Origin of the sequence: Flavobacterium sp., from assembly GCF_043722275.1 — a bacterium.
Taxonomy (GTDB): domain Bacteria; phylum Bacteroidota; class Bacteroidia; order Flavobacteriales; family Flavobacteriaceae; genus Flavobacterium.
In genome coordinates this window covers 42,674-62,440 of record NZ_JAYSPC010000119.1, presented here as the reverse complement: position 1 = coordinate 62,440, position 19,767 = coordinate 42,674, and the positions used below count along the sequence as shown (strand labels likewise).

15 protein-coding genes are annotated in these 19,767 nt (G+C 33.4%); 8 read left to right on the top strand and 7 right to left on the bottom strand.

Annotated features, from left to right (window positions below; all coding sequences use genetic code 11):
• The first annotated feature begins 34 nt into the window (after positions 1 to 34).
• From ACHZDT_RS15045 to ACHZDT_RS15035, 3 genes are all read left to right on the top strand, one after another.
• Positions 35 to 2,815, top strand: coding sequence for a bifunctional aconitate hydratase 2/2-methylisocitrate dehydratase (locus tag ACHZDT_RS15045; RefSeq protein ID WP_394775441.1), 2,781 nt, complete (start codon positions 35 to 37; stop codon positions 2,813 to 2,815).
• Positions 2,816 to 2,860: 45 nt separating this feature from the next.
• Complete coding sequence (locus tag ACHZDT_RS15040) at positions 2,861 to 5,125, top strand: aconitate hydratase (RefSeq protein ID WP_394775440.1); 2,265 nt, start codon at positions 2,861 to 2,863, stop codon at positions 5,123 to 5,125.
• Positions 5,126 to 5,609: 484 nt separating this feature from the next.
• A complete protein-coding gene (locus ACHZDT_RS15035) occupies positions 5,610 to 7,049 on the top strand; it encodes a LysM peptidoglycan-binding domain-containing protein (RefSeq protein ID WP_394775439.1) in 1,440 nt (479 codons plus the stop codon).
• 59 nt (positions 7,050 to 7,108) lie between these two features.
• Here ACHZDT_RS15035 and ACHZDT_RS15030 read toward each other — a convergent pair whose 3' ends face one another.
• From ACHZDT_RS15030 to ACHZDT_RS15020, 3 genes are all read right to left on the bottom strand, one after another.
• Positions 7,109 to 7,516, bottom strand: coding sequence for a DUF5958 family protein (locus tag ACHZDT_RS15030; protein WP_394775438.1), 408 nt, complete (start codon positions 7,514 to 7,516; stop codon positions 7,109 to 7,111).
• A 207-nt stretch (positions 7,517 to 7,723) separates the two neighbouring features.
• The gene (locus tag ACHZDT_RS15025) at positions 7,724 to 8,611 is read right to left on the bottom strand and encodes a hypothetical protein (protein WP_394775437.1); all 888 of its coding nucleotides are present in this window, start codon (positions 8,609 to 8,611) and stop codon (positions 7,724 to 7,726) included.
• Positions 8,612 to 8,716: 105 nt separating this feature from the next.
• Positions 8,717 to 9,256, bottom strand: a complete 540-nt coding sequence (locus ACHZDT_RS15020; RefSeq protein ID WP_394775436.1) for a hypothetical protein — start codon at positions 9,254 to 9,256, stop codon at positions 8,717 to 8,719.
• Between the two features lie 361 nt (positions 9,257 to 9,617).
• Between ACHZDT_RS15020 and ACHZDT_RS15015 the strand changes: the two genes are divergently transcribed.
• The 5 genes from ACHZDT_RS15015 (at position 9,618) to ACHZDT_RS14995 (ending at position 15,426) form a co-directional block, all read left to right on the top strand.
• Positions 9,618 to 11,027 (top strand): APC family permease, encoded by a 1,410-nt coding sequence (locus ACHZDT_RS15015; protein WP_394775435.1) that lies wholly within the window; start codon positions 9,618 to 9,620, stop codon positions 11,025 to 11,027.
• Positions 11,028 to 11,574: 547 nt separating this feature from the next.
• Entirely contained in the window at positions 11,575 to 13,029 is a 1,455-nt protein-coding gene (locus ACHZDT_RS15010) for a glycosyltransferase (RefSeq protein WP_394775434.1), read from the top strand.
• A 290-nt stretch (positions 13,030 to 13,319) separates the two neighbouring features.
• Positions 13,320 to 13,916 carry a TetR/AcrR family transcriptional regulator gene (locus ACHZDT_RS15005; RefSeq protein ID WP_394775433.1) on the top strand — a complete coding sequence of 199 codons (597 nt, stop codon included), beginning with the start codon at positions 13,320 to 13,322 and terminating at the stop codon, positions 13,914 to 13,916.
• 6 nt (positions 13,917 to 13,922) lie between these two features.
• Complete coding sequence (locus tag ACHZDT_RS15000; protein WP_394775432.1) at positions 13,923 to 14,150, top strand: hypothetical protein; 228 nt, start codon at positions 13,923 to 13,925, stop codon at positions 14,148 to 14,150.
• 19 nt (positions 14,151 to 14,169) lie between these two features.
• The gene (locus ACHZDT_RS14995; protein ID WP_394775431.1) at positions 14,170 to 15,426 is read left to right on the top strand and encodes an MFS transporter; all 1,257 of its coding nucleotides are present in this window, start codon (positions 14,170 to 14,172) and stop codon (positions 15,424 to 15,426) included.
• Between the two features lie 44 nt (positions 15,427 to 15,470).
• On the opposite strand, the gene ACHZDT_RS14990 is transcribed toward ACHZDT_RS14995, so the two are convergent.
• The 4 genes from ACHZDT_RS14990 to ACHZDT_RS14975 all read right to left on the bottom strand — a co-directional run bounded on the left by ACHZDT_RS14990 (position 15,471) and on the right by ACHZDT_RS14975 (position 19,740).
• Positions 15,471 to 16,211: a hypothetical protein gene (locus ACHZDT_RS14990; protein ID WP_394775430.1), complete on the bottom strand. Its 741-nt coding sequence runs from the start codon at positions 16,209 to 16,211 to the stop codon at positions 15,471 to 15,473.
• 594 nt (positions 16,212 to 16,805) lie between these two features.
• A complete protein-coding gene (locus ACHZDT_RS14985) occupies positions 16,806 to 17,273 on the bottom strand; it encodes a phage holin family protein (protein WP_394775429.1) in 468 nt (155 codons plus the stop codon).
• A 16-nt stretch (positions 17,274 to 17,289) separates the two neighbouring features.
• A complete protein-coding gene (locus ACHZDT_RS14980; RefSeq protein ID WP_394775428.1) occupies positions 17,290 to 17,754 on the bottom strand; it encodes a hypothetical protein in 465 nt (154 codons plus the stop codon).
• Positions 17,755 to 17,865: 111 nt separating this feature from the next.
• Positions 17,866 to 19,740 (bottom strand): fibronectin type III domain-containing protein, encoded by a 1,875-nt coding sequence (locus ACHZDT_RS14975; RefSeq protein WP_394775427.1) that lies wholly within the window; start codon positions 19,738 to 19,740, stop codon positions 17,866 to 17,868.
• Positions 19,741 to 19,767 lie beyond the last annotated feature (27 nt).

The following is a 19,767-nucleotide window of genomic DNA, read 5'->3' as shown; positions in this document are numbered from 1 at the left end:
CTGCTTTTAACATTAAAAAAAAAGACTTTCTATTATGAATAATATTTATGCAGATTATATTAAAGAGATTGAAGAACGTAAAGCTCAGGGACTTCATCCAAAACCTATTGATGGCGCTGATTTATTAAGCGTAATTATTGAACAAATTAAAGATTTAGATAACGAATATAGAGAAGATTCTATAAAATACTTTATCTACAATACTATACCGGGAACAACCAGTGCTGCTGGTGAAAAAGCAAAATTTTTAAAGGAAATTATTCTTGGACAACAAGTAGTAAATGAAATAACTCCTGCTTTTGCTTTTGAGTTATTATCACATATGAAAGGCGGACCTTCAATTGAAGTACTGCTTGATTTAGCTCTTGGTGACGATGCTGTTATTGCAAAAGAAGCAGCAAATGTTCTAAAAACACAAGTTTACCTTTATGAGGCAGACACAGACCGTTTAAAAGAAGCATTTAAAAATGGTAACGCAATTGCAATAGAAATTATTGAAAGTTACGCACAAGCGGAGTTTTTTACTAAACTGCCGGATGTTGTTGAAGAAATTAAAGTAGTTACTTATATCGCCGGTGAAGGAGACATTTCAACTGATTTGCTTTCTCCCGGAAATCAGGCACACTCACGTTCTGACCGTGAACTTCACGGTAAATGCATGATTACGCCTAAAGCACAAGACGAAATCAAGATGCTGCAAGTACAGCATCCTGACAAAAGTGTGATGTTAATTGCAGAAAAAGGTACAATGGGAGTTGGATCTTCAAGAATGTCAGGAGTAAACAACGTGGCTCTTTGGTCCGGTAAACAAGCAAGCCCATATATTCCATTTGTTAATATTGCTCCAATTGTTGCAGGTACAAACGGTATTTCTCCAATTTTTTTAACAACTGTTGACGTAACAGGTGGTATTGGTTTAGATCTTCAAAACTGGGTTAAAAAACTGGATTCAGATGGTAATATCATTCGTAATGAAAGCGGAGATCCAATTCTTGAGGAAACATATTCTGTTGCTACAGGAACCGTTCTTACAATAAATACTAAGACAAAAAAACTTTATAATGGCGATCAGGAGCTAATAGATATTTCTAAAGCATTCACGCCTCAAAAAATGGAATTTATCAAAGCAGGCGGATCATACGCAATTGTATTTGGTAAAAAACTTCAAACATTAGCTGCTAAAATTTTAGATATTGAAGCTCCTCTTGTATTTGCTCCGTCAAAAGAGATTTCTATTGAAGGACAAGGTCTTACAGCAGTAGAAAAAATCTTCAACAAAAATGCTGTTGGTATTGCTCCGGGTAAAGTATTACACGCTGGTTCAGATGTTCGTGTAGAAGTTAACATCGTAGGTTCACAAGATACGACGGGTCTTATGACTGCTCAGGAATTAGAATCTATGGCGGCTACAGTAATTTCGCCAATTGTTGATGGTGCATACCAATCCGGTTGTCACACAGCTTCGGTATGGGATAAAAAAGCACAGGCAAATATTCCAAAATTAATGAACTTCATGAACAACTTCGGTCTTATCACTGCACGTGACCCAAAAGGAGTTTATCATGCAATGACAGATGTAATCCATAAAGTTTTAAACGATATCACAATAGACGAGTGGGCTATCATTATTGGTGGTGACTCACATACCAGAATGTCTAAAGGTGTTGCTTTTGGTGCTGATTCAGGGACAGTGGCTCTTGCACTTGCTACTGGTGAAGCTTCAATGCCAATTCCTGAATCTGTTAAAGTGACATTTAAAGGAGAAATGAAAAGCTATATGGATTTTCGTGATGTGGTTCACGCTACACAATCTCAAATGCTTAAAAAGTTTGGTGGTGAAAATGTATTCCAGGGTAGAATTATTGAGGTTCACATTGGAACTCTTACTGCTGACCAGGCATTTACGTTTACTGACTGGACTGCAGAAATGAAAGCAAAAGCTTCAATCTGTATTTCTGAAGATGATACTTTGATTGAATCACTAGAAATTGCTAAAGGCAGAATCCAGATCATGATCAACAAAGGAATGGACAATCAGAAACAAGTTCTTCAAGGATTGATTAATAGAGCAGATAAGAGAATTGCGGAGATTAAATCAGCTGAAAAACCAGCTTTAACTCCAGATTCAAATGCTAAATATTATGCCGAAGTAGTTATTGATCTTGATCAGATTATCGAGCCAATGATTGCTGATCCAGACGTAAATAATGTTGATGTTTCTAAAAGATATACGCATGATACCATCAGACCTTTATCTTTTTATGGAGGAGAGAAAAAAGTAGATCTTGGATTCATCGGTTCATGTATGGTTCACAAAGGCGACATGAAAATTCTTGCTCAGATGCTTAAAAATATAGAGGATCAGCAAGGTCAGGTTGTGTTTAAAGCGCCACTTGTAGTAGCGCCGCCAACTTATAACATTGTTGACGAACTTAAAGCCGAAGGTGACTGGGAAGTTTTACAAAAATACTCTGGTTTTGAATTCGACGATAATGCTCCTAAAGGCGCAGCACGTACAGAATACGAAAACATGTTGTATTTAGAGCGTCCCGGATGTAACCTTTGTATGGGTAATCAGGAAAAAGCGGCAAAAGGAGATACTGTAATGGCAACTTCTACACGCCTTTTCCAAGGAAGAGTAGTAGAAGATACAGAAGGTAAAAAAGGCGAATCATTACTTTCTTCTACACCGGTTGTAGTATTGTCTACAATACTTGGAAGAACACCTACAATAGAGGAATATATAGCTGCAGTAGAAGGAATTCATTTAACCAGATTTGCACCTTCTCACAAACTATTAGAAAGCACTTTTTAATTAGGCTTTTATAAGTTAGAATGTATAATAATTAAATTAAGAGATATGGCATTTGATATAGAAATGATTAAAAAAGTGTACGAAAACATGCCTGGTCGTGTTGATAAAGCACGCGAGATTGTTGGTCGTCCACTTACTTTAACTGAGAAAATTTTGTACAATCACCTTTGGGACGGAACTCCGTCTAAGGCGTTTGGAAGAGGCGTTGATTATGTTGATTTTGCACCGGATCGTGTAGCATGTCAGGATGCAACAGCTCAAATGGCATTATTGCAATTTATGCACGCCGGTAAAAAAACAGTTGCAGTTCCTACAACAGTACACTGTGATCACCTGATTCAGGCAAAAGTAGATGCTGTAACCGATTTGGCAAGAGCAAAAACACAAAGTAATGAAGTTTTCGACTTCTTGTCATCAGTTTCTAATAAATACGGAATTGGTTTCTGGAAACCGGGAGCAGGAATTATTCACCAGGTAGTACTTGAAAATTATGCATTTCCGGGCGGAATGATGATTGGTACCGATTCACACACTGTAAATGCAGGTGGTTTAGGAATGGTAGCTATTGGTGTTGGTGGAGCTGATGCCGTAGATGTTATGTCAGGTATGGCTTGGGAATTGAAATTTCCTAAATTAATTGGAGTAAAATTAACCGGTAAATTATCAGGCTGGACTGCTCCTAAAGATGTTATCCTTAAAGTTGCCGGTATTCTTACTGTAAAAGGTGGTACAGGGGCAATCGTTGAATATTTTGGTGAAGGTGCAACTTCAATGTCTTGTACCGGTAAAGGAACTATTTGTAACATGGGTGCCGAAATTGGAGCAACAACTTCAACTTTTGGTTATGATGATTCAATGAGCCGTTACCTGCGTTCTACAAACAGAGCAGATGTTGCAGATGCTGCAGATAAAGTAGCTCCTTATTTAACAGGAGATCCCGAAGTTTACGCAAATCCGGAACAATATTTTGATCAGGTTATCGAAATCAATTTAACCGAATTGGAGCCACACTTAAACGGTCCTTTTACACCGGATTTAGCTACTCCAATTTCTAAAATGAAAGAAGAAGCGATCAAAAATAACTGGCCATTACAAATTCAGGTAGGTTTAATAGGTTCTTGTACCAACTCATCTTACGAAGATATTGCTCGTGCAGCTTCTTTGGCAAGACAAGTAAGTGCAAAAAACTTAAAAACTAAATCTCAATTTACAATTACCCCAGGATCTGAAGTAGTACGTTATACAATTGAAAGAGATGGGTTTATCGAAACTTTTGAGAAAATTGGCGCAACTGTTTTTGCGAATGCCTGCGGACCATGTATTGGTATGTGGGACAGAGATGGGGCAGAGAAGGAAGAAAGAAACACAATCGTTCACTCTTTCAACCGTAACTTCTCAAAACGTGCAGATGGTAACCCAAACACATTAGCTTTCGTAGGTTCTCCGGAATTAGTTACAGCTATGGCAATTGCAGGTGATTTAGGATTTAACCCTTTAACAGATACTTTAATCAATGAAGATGGAGAAGAAGTAATGTTAGACGCTCCAACAGGAGACGAATTGCCTCCAAAAGGTTTCGATGCAGAAGATCCGGGCTTTCAGGCTCCCGCTGCTGATGGTTCAGGAGTTCAGGTTGCAGTAGATCCGGCATCAGAACGCTTGCAATTATTAGCTCCGTTTGATGCATGGGATGGTAAAAACATTACAGGCGCTAAATTATTAATCAAAGCATTTGGAAAATGTACAACGGATCACATTTCTATGGCAGGACCATGGTTACGTTTCCGCGGACATTTAGATAATATTTCAAACAATATGTTGATTGGCGCAGTAAATGCATTCAACCAAAAAACAAACTCTGTTAAAAATCAATTAACAGGTACTTACGACGCAGTTCCTGCTGTAGCTCGCGCATACAAAGCGGCTGGAGTTCCATCTATTGTTGTGGGAGATCACAATTATGGTGAAGGTTCATCACGTGAACATGCCGCAATGGAACCACGTTTCTTAGGAGTTAAAGCGGTATTAGTAAAATCTTTTGCTCGTATCCACGAAACAAACCTTAAAAAACAAGGTCTTTTAGGATTAACTTTTGCTACTGAATCAGATTACGATAAAATTCAGGAAAACGATACAATTAACTTCACTGATTTAACCGAGTTCGCTCCGGGAAAACCATTAACATTAGAGTTCGTTCACGCAGATGGTACAAAAGATATTATTTTAGCAAACCATACTTACAACGCTGGACAAATTGGCTGGTTCGTTGCAGGTTCAGCATTAAACTTAATTGCTGCCGGAAAAGCTTAATCTTTAAGATTTAGATTATACTAGAAACGCTCTGTGAAAACAGGGCGTTTTTTATTTAGGAGCTTATTCTTCCGAAGCTTCGGGATTCGCTGTATCTTTTTATTTTTAAAGAAAAAATAAAAAGGATGCCGCTTCCATCATGGCTAGGACAATTGTTTTCATCAGAAGATTTTGTGACAATTTTAAACAGTTTTTTTGTCTTATAATCCAAATAAGAATGTTGTTCAATTTTTTTTTCCGTTTAAGTCTCGTTTTCGAAAAAAATAAAGCGTGCTTAAAGTACATATTTTTAAAATGTTGGCACGGGTTTTATACTGCGGTAGTTAATTTGAGATAAATTTGTTGTTAAAAAACGTGTTTCTTTTACATTAAAAGGGTAAATTCGCTTTTTATATAATATATTTACATTTTTCTAGTTTATATTATTCAGGTTAAAAGTTATATTATTTAAACTTAAAGAAGTATTCATTAAACTTTAATAGGTATGGTTGTTAGATTAATTATAGTGTTGTTTTTTTTCAGTGTTGGAGTGTTTTCGCAGGAAAAGTTTATCAGGCACAAAATATCAAAAGGAGAAAATCTTACTGTAATTGCTAAAAAATACGGTGTAAAAGCCAAAGACATCGAGGAAGCCAATCCTGACGCTCCCAAGGTTTTAAAGTTAAATTCGGTTTTATTGATTCCGAATACCAATAAAAAAGCCACTACAAAAAAAACTGAAACAGTTGCAAGTACAATCCCCGCAGCAACATTAAGTTCAGATATACACGAAGTACAGGAAAAAGAAACCCTTTGGTCTATTTCAAAAAAATACAATGTTACTGTTGAGGATTTAAAAAAAGCAAATCCCTCGTTAGAAAATGATGGTTTAAAAATTGGGCAAAAGCTTAATATTACGTCTAATACTATCGCGTCGACTGAAACTACTATAAAAAATCAGAATACACAAAAAACAGAACTAATGCCTTCAACAGATGTTGAGGTAATAGTTGAAGTAAAACCAAAGGAAACAAAATATCTTATTGCCAAAAAATACGGAATTACAGTTGCAGAACTGGAGCGACAAAATCCGTATATTAAAGGGAAATTACCTGTAGGATATGTTTTAAAAATTAAAACTTCAAAAGAAAAAGCAGGTTTAGCGCAAGCATTAAATGCAAATCAAACTCAGGTTACTGAAAAAGCCGTCGTAAATTCAGAAAACAAAACTAAAAACGGTGATTTACAACCTGAACTAGTATCCGCTAACAACAACGTTGATATAGTTGTTGAAGTACAGCCAAAAGAAACAAAATTTGCTATTGCTAAAAGATATGGTCTAACAGTTGCAGAACTGGAACGACAAAATCCATTTATAAAAGGAAAGTTGCCGGTAGGTTATGTATTGAAAATAAATACATCAAAAGAAAAAGCAGATGCAGCACAAGCATTAAATCCTACTCCCGAATTACAAAATAACGTACCAACATCATCTGAGGTCGCAGATAATTCAGAAATTAAAAAAGACACAACGACAATATTTAGAGTAAGCAATCATTCTGAATTAGTCAATCAATTGATTATGAATGCAACCGAAAATATCGGAACGCGTTATAGATCAGGCGGAACCACAAAAGCAGGTTTTGATTGTTCAGGTTTAATGATTTGTACCTTTAATAATTTTGATATCAAGTTGCCAAGAAGTTCTATCGAACAATCCAGAATTGGTACTAAAGTAGATACTGACGAAGCACAAAAAGGAGATTTGATTTTCTTTAAAACTAACGGACGACGCCAAATTAATCATGTTGGAATGGTAGTAGAAGTAGCAGATGGAGAAATTAAATTTGTTCATTCTTCGACTCACGGAGGCGTTATGATTTCTTCAACCAAAGAAGCTTATTATCAAAGAACCTTTTCACAGGTAAATCGTATTTTGCAATAATATTTATTGTTTTTACTACTATGATTGCTTTAAGTTTTTAAACTGAAATAATGACTTTTTTATTCCAGTTCATGCCAAAAATGTCCGCAACCATTTTTACATTCTGTATTTCTTCTTTGAGTGTCTATAACTTTAAAAATCCAAAGTAATGAGGTTACTACTTTTACATTTTCGTTTTCAGGAAGTTCAGCTAATTTATTAAAGGCAATTTTTGTCGAAAAAGATCTTAGAATTGCAATTGGAGTATAAGTCGCTTTTAACGGAATTGTATTAATAGCATTTTGATACGTTTCAGTATTATAATCTGTCTTATCGGGAATAGCATTAAATATGTAATTTTTTAAAGTTGCAAAAAAATCCTCAAATTTAAATTCGGAATCTTCTAATAAAAGTTTTAGACCAAAATTGAAATCAATTTTATCTTGGGCAATTTTGTTGATTATCTGTTCCTTTTGAGACGTTATCATTTAGTAAAAATTAATTTCTCTTTTTCTATTTAAGCTTATTATGATGAAAGATATATACATTTAGAAAACTGATTTTATCCTGAGGTTTTTAATAGAATTCAAAGATATATTATTGCTATTGAAAAAAGCTACAAATTTATAATGTAGCTTTTAATAATTTCAAAAATAGAACAGAATAGTTATCCTAAAAATAGAAAAGTGTTTTGTCTACTCCATTCTTTCTTGAGCGTCAATTTGTTCGTTATACCAAAATTTCTGCGTTGAGAAATCTAATGGCCAATCTTTTTCTGCTTTCGCTTTTATTGAATTGTTTTCTATGCTTAACATATATTCGTAATCGTCAATTTGTTGATTAACCCAAAATTCTTGTGTTGTATAATCATTCGGCCAATCTCTTTTTGCTTTTTCTTTTAATTTAGTTATGATAGCTTCTTTTTGAGTGGGAGATTTTTCTTGTTCTTCAGTAGCCATTTCCGGCTGAATCGGAACTGTACTTGTATTCTCATTTGGTGTAGGTTGTGTTGGTTTTTTATTGTTAAAATTTGTAAAAACAATTAAAGATATTATTATTATACTAATTTTCCAGCCCTTTGAAATAATTGTGTTTTTCCACAGGGCATAAAGACCAATTGGAAAAAATATAATACAAAGAATTATAACTAACCATTTTTTTTCATACCAGGAACTTGAATTGTTAGTTTGCATTAAGTTTGAATTTTTAACTGTTTGATAATTATTTACCTGATTATTCATTAGTGGTTTGTCTAAAATTGTTTCAGTGGAAAGTTGTTCGTTTTCATCAGATAAAATTTTTGAAGTGTTGAAAAGAATATCCTCAATATTTTTTCTATTTTTCCCCATATCAGATGAACCTCCAAACATATTGCCTGTTTTTGGGGAAGAAGTAAGGTTTACTCTAGTTCTGTTTTCAGAAATTTCAGTTAATTGAATTGGTATGTTTTCGCCCCAGCTATATAAACTAACTCCTGCTTTTACTATAAATCTCCCTTGTAGTTTGTCTGCAATTTCAATCGTCAATCCTTTGATTGTTGGTATTGCCCTTTGCATTGCTTTAAAAACTTTTTCTTTTGACATTGGAAATTCACTTTCTCCATTGTGATCTAAAAGTGCCATAAATTTTATTTTTTTAATTATACCTACTCTTTCGGTTTTCAGCTTTACCGTCTTTTTTTGTTTTTTCTAGAGACTTAATTTTGCTTGTTCTAAAAGTGATAAAAGTTTGGGTAAATCCTCTTTATTTAAAAAGACATAAGATTTACCATCATATCTTTCTAATTTCAAATATATATCCCAGCTTTCTTTTTTTGAAAAGCAGCCAGCCTCAAATCCACTTCTACTTCTAAATGAGATTTCTGTATAATTAGTAGGCACTGTAGGAAGAATTTTCTCTTGAATTAATTTTAAAGATTTTATTAGTCCATCAATTTCATCAGAGTCCAATAAAGCAAGTTTATTATCTGTTGAATAAGAACTAATGTAATTATATTCAAATCGTACAGCACTTGTTTTTTGAGTGGTTATTAAATCAGTAAATTTTGCTGTTTGAATTTTGCATTTTTTTAGATCACCTATATCAATGAATTCTTTTTGAATTAATGTTCCAGATTTATCTGTAAACTTTTCAGCATTACTGATTTCTTTTTCTTTTGTTGAAATTTGTGCAAACGAAATGTTTGAAATTATTAAGAATATTGTCAAAATTACTTTGTAGTTTTTCATGTGGATTTTTTATTACTATTGTTTTTTCAAATGTAAACACATCAAAAAGTATAATTTTATGGAAATCCGTAAATGAATTATTTCTCAAACTTCTTATGAAATGAGATTTGCGTAAGGGATAGAGGCGATATCCTTTTACCAGCGAAGCGTTGTAAAAGATAAAGCCGAAAGCCCGACCCGAAGGGATACGCCCATATTATTTTAGATTTAGATTTTGAAAAAAATTACCTTAAAAATTACTTTCTTCAAAGTTTTGCCGTTGATTACAATTAAGTGGCAAATAAGAATTGAAATTTGGAATTTCAGGATTTGGAATTTGAGAAAAAAGTATATCTTTAGCCAACCCAAAAAACCAAAAACAATGCAAGAAAACGATCAGGAAAATTTTAAAAGAGAACTCGGATTATTAGACGGAACCATGCTTGTAGTGGGTTCTATGATTGGATCAGGGATATTTATTGTGAGTGCTGATATTGCCAGACAAGTAGGCTCAGCAGGATGGCTAACTTTAATTTGGCTAATCTCTGGATTAATTACTATAATTGCCGCTGTGAGTTACGGCGAGTTGAGTGCGATGTTCCCAAAAGCGGGCGGACAATATGTTTACCTGAAAGAAGCGTATAATAAATTAATAGCCTTTTTGTATGGCTGGAGTTTTTTTGCTGTAATTCAAACCGGAACTATTGCTGCCGTTGGCGTAGCGTTCTCCAAGTTTGCCGCTTATTTATATGAACCTTTAAGCGATGAGAATATATTGTATGAGTTGGGTTCTTTTAAACTCAACGCGGCACAGATTGTTTCGATTTTCACGATTGTGGTATTGACATATATTAACAGTCGTGGTGTGAAGAATGGAAAAATTCTACAAACGGTTCTTACGATTATTAAGATTTTATCATTATTGGGATTAATCGTTTTCGGATTGACATTGGCTGCAAAAGCTTCGGTTTGGGATGCAAACTGGACTGATGCATGGACAACGCGTTCGTATAATAAAGATACCGGATCGTGGTTGCCAATTAGCGGAACAGCTTTGATTACCGGAATTTCGGCTGCTATGGTTGGATCGTTATTTTCCAGTGATGCCTGGAACGGAGTTACGTTTATTGCAGGAGAAATTAAAAACCCAAAACGTAATGTTGGTTTCAGTTTATTTTTAGGAACTTTTATTGTGACCATTATTTATGTTTTAACTAATTTGATGTATTTGGCTGTAATTCCGCTTGACGAAATTGCAACAGCAAAATCTGATAGAGTAGCGGTTGTGGCTTCACAATATATTTTTGGCGATATAGGAACTTTGATAATCGCAATTATGATTATGATTTCGACTTTTGCCTGTAACAACGGATTAATTATGGCGGGTGCGAGAGTATATTATACAATGGCAAAAGACGGTTTGTTCTTTAAAAAAGCAGCTATTTTAAATGAATCAAGTGTTCCTGCGTGGGCACTTTGGGCGCAATGTATCTGGGCCTCGGCTTTGTGTCTGACAGGGAAATATGGTGATTTATTGGATTTCGTAATTATCATAGTTTTGATTTTTTACATCTTAACCATTTACGGAATTTTCATTTTACGTAAAAAAATGCCGAATGTCGAAAGACCTTACAAAGCCTTTGGATATCCATTTTTACCAATGTTGTACATCGTGATTGCAACGGCAGTTTGTATTTCGTTATTATTGACAAAATTCTCAACTTGTGGTTGGGGAGTTTTGATTATGTTAACGGGAATTCCGGTATATTACTTAACGAAGCCTAAAGAATAAAAGCCGGGTTTCAGGTTTAAGTTTCAAGTTAATTTGCCCACGGATTTTGATAGATTTAAACGAGTTTGCACTGGTTTTCTTTAAACTTTGTGCTAAGTTTTATAAAGAATAAAATATAAAAATGTCTTGCTTTATTAGCAAGGCATTTTTTTTGTTTCATAATGATGATACAAAAAATGAGTTTTCATTATAGAATTTATATTACGGTTTTTTATAAAGACAGAATGTGTTAAGAATAATAGAAATATTAAATGAAATATAAATTTTGGAAATAGCCATTAGGTATAGCGAAAATATCTTAAATAACCTCATCTGACTACTCCATAAGCTCAATAAAACTGTATACTGTATCCTAAAAACGTATAAATATTATACACATCACAAATATATGAAATAGGTAAATCGCTTAAAACCAGTAAAAAGTGATAATGGCACAAGGCTTGCAAAATGGGATAATGTAAAATCCTTGACGATAAATGAAAATAAAGAATCGGGAGGAAATCAAATTATATAAAAGCCATACAAAGCAATCAAAAAGTAGTGTCATATGAAAAGTGAAACCCTAACAACAGACCAATTTTATACTTCAAGTACAGATCTTAATAGTGAACAAGCCTTAAATAGTTCTATTTTTCGTATCAACAATTCAAATGTATCAGCCAAAAAAGTAAATGAGCGTACCAAAAGCAAATTTGGATTATTTATACTTGTAAGTACATTTATTTTGATGTTTGTTGGAGCGTATTCGGTTTATGAATTACAACCCGACTTTGATCAGTTTCAAATTGACCGAATGAACTCTACCTGGGGACTTCCGTTTTTGATAGTTGCGGGACTTTTATTTTTCTTCCAGACAGGAGTTTTTCTATATAACTTATACTTGTATTTTAAATACAAACCTATCGAATCAGTTTCTGATGAAATGTTGCCAACAGTTACAGTAATCGTTCCTGCGTATAACGAAGGGAAACTGGTTTGGGATACTTTATTGAGTTTGGCAGAAAGTGATTTTCCAGCACATAAATTAGAAATATTAGCAGTTGATGATGGCAGTAAAGATGATACCTGGTACTGGATGCAACAAGCTAAAATAAAATTAGGAGATCGTTTAACGATTTTTCAACAACCACAAAACGCAGGAAAACGTCATGCATTATACCGTGGATTTGAATTAGGAACAGGTGAAATTTTTGTAACGGTTGATAGTGATTCAATCGTAAAAAAAGACACTTTACGTAACTTGGTTAGTCCGTTTGTAGTAAACGAAAAATGTGGCGCAGTAGCAGGAAATGTTCATGTTTTGAACAGTAAAAAAGCAATATTGCCAAAAATGCTTAATGTTAGTTTTGTAATGAGTTTTGAATTCATGCGTTCTGCCGAAAGTCAACTGGGCTCTGTTCTTTGTACTCCCGGAGCAGCAGCAGCATATCGTAAAACTGCGGTTTTTGCTTGTCTTGATGAATGGATCAATCAAACTTTTATGGGACAGCCATCTGATATTGGAGAAGATCGCGCAATGACAAATATGATTTTGAAACAAGGTCAACATGTATTGTTTCAACGTAATGCATATGTACTTACAAACGTACCGGAAGAATATACGGGATTGTATAAAATGTTTATAAGATGGAGCAGAAGTAATGTGCGTGAAAATATTGCAATGGCAAAATATGTTTTTACAGATTTTAGAAAAGAATCTAAATTTGGAGCCCGACTTTTATGGTTAAATCAGGCATTGAAAATTGTTATGGCTTATCCGTTTATGATTTTTATGTTTATTTTTATCGCAATGCATCCGTTATTGTTTTTAAGTTCGACATTATTGGGAATATTGATTGTTTCGAGTTTCCCGGTTTTATTTTATGCTAAAAGATATAGTTTTTCAGATTCGCTTTGGGCGTATTCATACAGTCTTTTTTACACGTTTAGCTTATTCTGGATTACACCTTATGCTATTGTTACTGCCAATAAAAGTGGTTGGTTAACTCGTGGATTAGCATAATTAAATAGAAAATTTAGATTAGAAATAGAAATTAGATTTGTTTTTGAAACTCCTGTTCATTTTTTGAGCAGGAGTTTTTTTTATGGAGTAATTATAGAATCCGTTTTTTTAAACCCGACAGGTTTTAAAAACCTGTCGGGTTTGTCGTTTGAGTGGATTTAGAAAAGAAAGTTTCTCAAAACATAATATTTAATCTATCGGGTTTCTTTAAAAAAAAAAAATCAACAAAAAATAATTAATAAAAGAATGCTTATTCATTTATTAATTTATCTTTGTGAAAAAATTAGCATATGAGAATTCGGGATATTGATAAGGAGAAGCTGGTAATTACAACTGCAATCGATCAAATCGTTCGTGACGGATTTCAGGGTTTCAGTATGAATAAGCTGGCGAAAGCCTGTTCAATTTCTGTTGGAACATTATATATTTATTACAAAGACAAAGATGATTTAATACAAAAAATAGGTGCTGTGATTGCACTTAAATTTTTTACCGGAACAGTAAAAGATTTTTCACCCCAAATGTCGTTTGAAGAAGGATTATGGAAGCAATGGGAAAACCGGGCGGCGTTTACCATGAAATACCCCAAGGAAGTTGCTTTTTTTGAAATCGTCAAACATTCTCCCCACTCAGAAGTCATTCTGGATTCTATTAAAGAGTTTGCAGATTTTAGAATGATTATGAAAGAGTTTATTGATAACGGACTTCGTAAGAAAGAACTTGTTCCAATGACATTTGAAGCCTTTTGGTCTGTGGCTTACGGACCGTTGTATACGTTGTTGAACCTGCATACTGAAGGTAAGAGTATGGGAGGAAAGCCATTTAAACTTACCAAAGAAATTATGAAAGAAGCTTTTAGCCGAACCATAAAAGCCTTAACACCATGAAAAATTATGGAAACAGATTTAAACTCAATCTACGTTTTTAAAACGAATATTACGAATATTGATCCAGCCTGCGAGATGCGTAAAACGCTGGACGAGCATCAGGATATTGAGCAATGGAGTATCGATCATGAAGATGTCGATTGCGTACTTCGCGTTGTTTCAAATGTGCTTAAACCCGAAACAATCATTGGTATGATCAACGAATTTGGTCACGAATGCCAGGAATTAAATTAATAAAAAACAACCCATTTATATGGAAAAAACAATTGGGGATAACCCCGCTTTTACTTCTCACCAAAAAATCATTATTGCAATTTTGGCACTTTTGCAGTTTACTGTGATACTTGATTTTATGGTTATTTCTCCGTTAGGAGATATCTTAATGAAAACCCTTGATATGACAACAGCCAACTTTGGTTTTGCCGTTTCAGCTTATGCGTTTAGTGCCGGAATTTCGGGATTACTGGCTGCGGGTTTTGCAGATCGTTTTGATCGAAAAAAATTACTGATTTTCTTTTATACAGGTTTCATTATAGGAACTGTTTTCTGTGCGCTTTCGTCCAGTTATATGATTTTACTAATGGCAAGAATCGTTACCGGACTTTTTGGCGGTGTAATTGGTTCTGTTTCACTAGCAATCGTAACTGATTTATTTGTTATACATCAAAGAGGACGCGTTATGGGATTCATACAAATGGCATTTGCAACAAGTCAGATTTTAGGAATTCCGGTAGGTTTGTATTTTGCAAATAACTGGGGATGGCATTCGGCATTTTATATGATTGCCGTTTTAGGAGTTTTAATTCTTATAGCTATTATAACTCAAATGCAGCCAATTACCAAACATTTAGAATTACAATCAGATAAAAATCCTTTTCTGCATTTGTGGCATACCTTAAGTAATAAACATTATCAGGTAGGTTTTACCGCTATTGCATTTTTATCGGTGGGAGGATTTATGTTACAGCCTTTTGGAAGTGCCTTTTTGGTTAACAATATTCATATTAGCCAACTCGAATTGCCAATGGTATTTTTCTTCACCGGACTTTCGGTATTATTTATTATGCCTTTGGTTGGAAAATTAAGTGATAAAATCAGTAAGTTCAAATTGTTTGCCGCAGGATCTGTAATTTCTGTGATTATGATATTAATTTATACGAATCTGAATCCGATTCCGCTATGGGAAATTGTAGTAATTAATATGATTTTATTTATGGGAATCATGAGTCGTATGATTCCGGCAACGACCTTAAATACTGCCATTCCAGAAATGAAAGATCGTGGCGCTTATATGTCGATTACTTCATCTTTACAACAAATTGCGGGTGGAATCGCGGCTGTTTGTGCAGGTTTTATTGTTCATCAAAAAACGAAATCATCTCCGCTGGAAAACTATGATATTTTAGGATATGTTATTGCTGTGATTACGCTTTCGACCATATTATTAATGTGGAGAGTAAATCAGCTGGCAAAAAAGAAAGACGCTGCTGCGAAAGAAATAAAGATATAAATTAGTTGTTGGTTTAAAATTAAAAAGCATGTGAAATAGTAGTTTTACATGCTTTTTTCCATTTGTAGCGTTTTTGGTTTAAGAAGAGTTTTGTTCTCTTCAATTTTGTCTTTAACTATTTTAATAAAATCATTTGCGTTGTCAATATAAAGCAATATTTTTTTAGGTTGCTTTGTGATTCCAAAGGGTAAATTAACTTTAATACTATTTTTTAATTCAATCGAAATATTATGAGGTTCTAATTTTCCTAATAATGCAAATTTTACAAGCTGATTACTTTTGTCATAATCACCTTCAAATTTTTGTAATGTAATAATCGAATCAATAGGTATTTCTAAAGTATCAAAAAGTCCGTAACGAATCACAATTTTTTGAGATAAAATAAGATGATTTCTGAAGAAAATAGCTTTTAAATGACCCGTAAGATTAATAATTAAATAAATATGAAGTACAAGAAAAAGAATCGCAGCAATTTTACTTCGTGAAATTAAAAATACATGCAAACCAATAGCTTCAAAACCCGAAGCTAACATTAAACCAATATAAAGAGCACTCACGCCACTTTCCCGATATCCTGAAAAATTATTTTGATTGTTTTTATTTCCTGTCCATTTTATAAAACAATAATAGAAAGAGCAAACTTCAAAAGCGATTGTTTTTCCTAATTTTTTGAATGGAATTGATTCTTTTAAATAATCAGAAATAATAGAATATTCGTCTTGTTCGATAGTGTCTTTTTGTCTGGCAGCTTTTCTAAAGTTTCGAATAAATTGAAAAGCTTTCAATAGTAAGAAAATCAGAAATGCAATATTGAAATAAATTTTCCACTGAAAAATGACTTGAAAAAAGTTGTTTTTCCATCTGAAAGATATAAGGAGTAATCTTAAAAACGGAATAGAAAATAAACCAAAAAGTGAATTCAGTTTCTTTTTTCTTAGTTAGAAAATAATAAAATGCAGGGATTACCATTAAAAATAAAGCGGTTAAAACAGAAAGTAAAGCCGAATTATTAGTAATGTAATTATTTAAACTTATGGACGCAATTTCAATTTCAATTGCCGTAAATAAAAGTAATGAGCTGTATTTTTTTAGCATAGCTTTGTGAAATATATTGAAAAAATATACTTCTTAAAAGTAGAAATTTAAAAATTGGATTCTATTATTTGAAAGTATTTTATTGCGGTTTTCGGGCTTTATAATCTCATAAAAAACCTCTAAAGCAAAACTTCAGAGGTTATACTATTAAACAAACTATTTAATCCTGCTCAGCAATTGTAGATTTGTTGAGTCTTATAACTCTGATTGTTTTATTTGTATTATCAGAAATAACCGATCGTTAAGTTATTGTACGTATATTTTTATTCTTTTAATATGCGAGTCTATTTTTCTATATGAAGCTTAGGATCTATTGTGATCAAAAGCCTTTTAAAAAGCTGTATCAAACGATCTCTTACCAACTTTAGAATTAATGTCATTGCATCGAAATTTTCGACTTCTTTTTTTGTTTTTATAGCAATAATATTGCTTATAATTGAAATACCATCGCTAACAATAAGTAAGTCCATTACTATAGTTACAAACCATTTAAAGTTGTAATTAAGTCCTATACTCATTAATGCCAAAGCGGTTGGTATTAGTAATACGGCTAGTTTAGATACAAATCCTAAAGCCAATTTTTTAAAGCTAAATGGGTTATTTAATACTATGGTTTTGATAATGCCTAAAAAAGTATCCATTACCATGAGATAAAACAATACTTTAACAATTTCTATATCCATTTCTAAGTAAATAAAAAATCCATATAGCAATAGTTTCATTTCGTTTGAGTATTCTGAAATTTTATGCATATCGTTTTTATTTATGTTAATCTTTTACTATTGATTTTTTGGCATGTTCAAAATCAATTACTCCCAGTAAGTTGGTAAATCTTTTGCCAAAAATCGATAGTGTGTTGTCTCTTTCATTTTCTCCTAAATTATCGCTTATCGTTTCCTGAACAGCACCAAATTTATTGGTTGAGGATGCAATAATAAAATTGTCATTTAGCAAATCTCCGGCAATCATATTTCCATTAATATCAATACCTAAACTAAGTTTTCTTAAATAGCTTAAAAAGCCGTTCCATTTGATGGCAGAATACACAAAACAAATAGGGTAGATCCCTAAAGAACAAATTAATGCAAATAAAAAAAGGATCCATTCTGTGTAATGTTTTTTTGATATAAAAAGGGTTGGTGATAGTAAAGCTGCTATCGGCATCATTGCCAGAATTGTTAATAAAAGCCACAGCAATGCTGAGGCCGTAAAAATAAATTTTACAATTTTCATGTATGTTTTTGTACGTTTTAAGTTTTTTGATAAAGTAATCTTTTGGGTTTTAGGCCCAAAAGATTGCTTAGAGATATTTGGTTTTTGAATATTCAAAACCTTCTATCAATTCTATTCATCTTCCAGACTTGGATTTGCTTTTACTTCAAGAATCTGAGAAAAATCTGAAAGAGGCTCTCCAGCTTCATTTATAATTCGCAATTTATAATAGTAAGAATTATACTTGGTTACATTTAAATCAATATAGCCATTCTCATAGGTTTGGCCTATTGCTACATAATTTTCGAAATAGCGATCTCCTGTTAAAATTTGATAAAGAACATTCCCAGTATTATTTGGCTCAATACTCCAATTAATTAGAATACGATTTACCCCTGTAAAACGGGCATTTATGTATCTTGGTATTATTGGTCCTGTTGGTTCTACAATTGACGTTGTGGTTGCGTTTACAATATTACTGGCAATTGATGAATTGTTTGCCGAGTCTTGTGCTATAACATAGAAACTATAATTTGTACCTGGCGATAATCCGGAAACATTATGTGAAAGAACGTTGCCTAACTGAAGCGGCACAGCACCGCTTTGATATAAAATATAATCACTAACAGCTACATTGTCGCTTGATGCTGTCCAGCTTAAAGTTATACCTGTAGTCCCAATATTTGATACTATCAAATTTGTTGGACTTGTTGGTGCTGTTGTATCACTTGAAAGTCCTGTATATTCTATGAAATAAATTACTGTATGGGGATTCATGATAGAAAAAGGTTGACCTCCTCCCGTTTCTTCTGTTTTTTGACTGGCTACTCCAGTCTGATAGCTCTCATTTGATCCGAATCTTAAACCATCCTCAAGGGCATTGTTATCAGAAACGAAGTTGTGAGAGTGTGAAGGTATTTCATAAACCTCTAGCTTTTTAGTTTTTGAGCCAGCGAAGTCTCGAAGTCGGCTAAAATCGGGATCATCAGGATTTAATCCCAACGGCATTCTTCCCCTCAATGGCAGATATTCTTTCCAACCATCAGGAAATGGTGCAGGTTTTCCCCAAATAGCCACCATTCCAATAGGTACAGCTGCTGTTGCTGTCGATATTTTACTTTCTAAAACAGTGATGCGATTAAGTAATTCTGGTAGCGAATTGCTTTTCGTTACCTGATGATAATCATCTATAACCAATAAAGAACCAACTGAGTTTGTTGTACTTAAATTCTCTAAATATACTTTTCCTCCAATGGAAGTATTCTGCCAATCAGATTGATAGTTTAGAGAAAGACTTGAGATTATTGTGTCACTGCTATTTACTAAAGCTCTTCCAGTAGAATTTGTAGGTTGTAGTAACCTTTTGCTACTCATTGAAAAATCTCCTGTCATTGCTTTTGAGCCGTCAAGCGGAAGATAGGTTTGATTAATCACATTAATAGCTGTTTCAACAGAATCAATGTTACTTTCTATTGTACCAATATTTCTTTCTATTGCATCGATATTTGCATTTATTGCTTCCAGAATTCCTTCAATAGCCTTACGATCTTTCACAATTTGAAATTGTGCCAAATCATAATAATTTACCGTTGTTGCATCACTATTTTCAGGAGATTCAGGACGATTTGTATAATCTTGTGCGCTAATGTATTCGGCCTCATAATCAAAATAAGCAGTTTGAGAAACTCCTGTTCCGTATACTAAATTTGTTCCGGTTCTGGTTGCCTTTAAAAAGCCTGTTGGAGCAGCTTCTTTAATAGGGTATAAAATTCCTTGCATTTTTGTTCCTCCGGCAGGATCTTTTGGATCTTTTTCTTTTATACGAATTACAGCCCAGCCTTTTGTATTGATTGTTGCCGGAGCTAAGATATAATCAGTCTGTGTATCAATGCTTAAATGTGCTTTTAAAGCTCCGAATAATTCAGATCTGTAAGCGGTTTGAAGTCTCTCTAAAGTTTCTTGCTCAAGAGGAAATCCCCCTTCATGACTAAAATTTATTTGTTTCATTTTTATTTATTTAAATGTCGGTTTTTT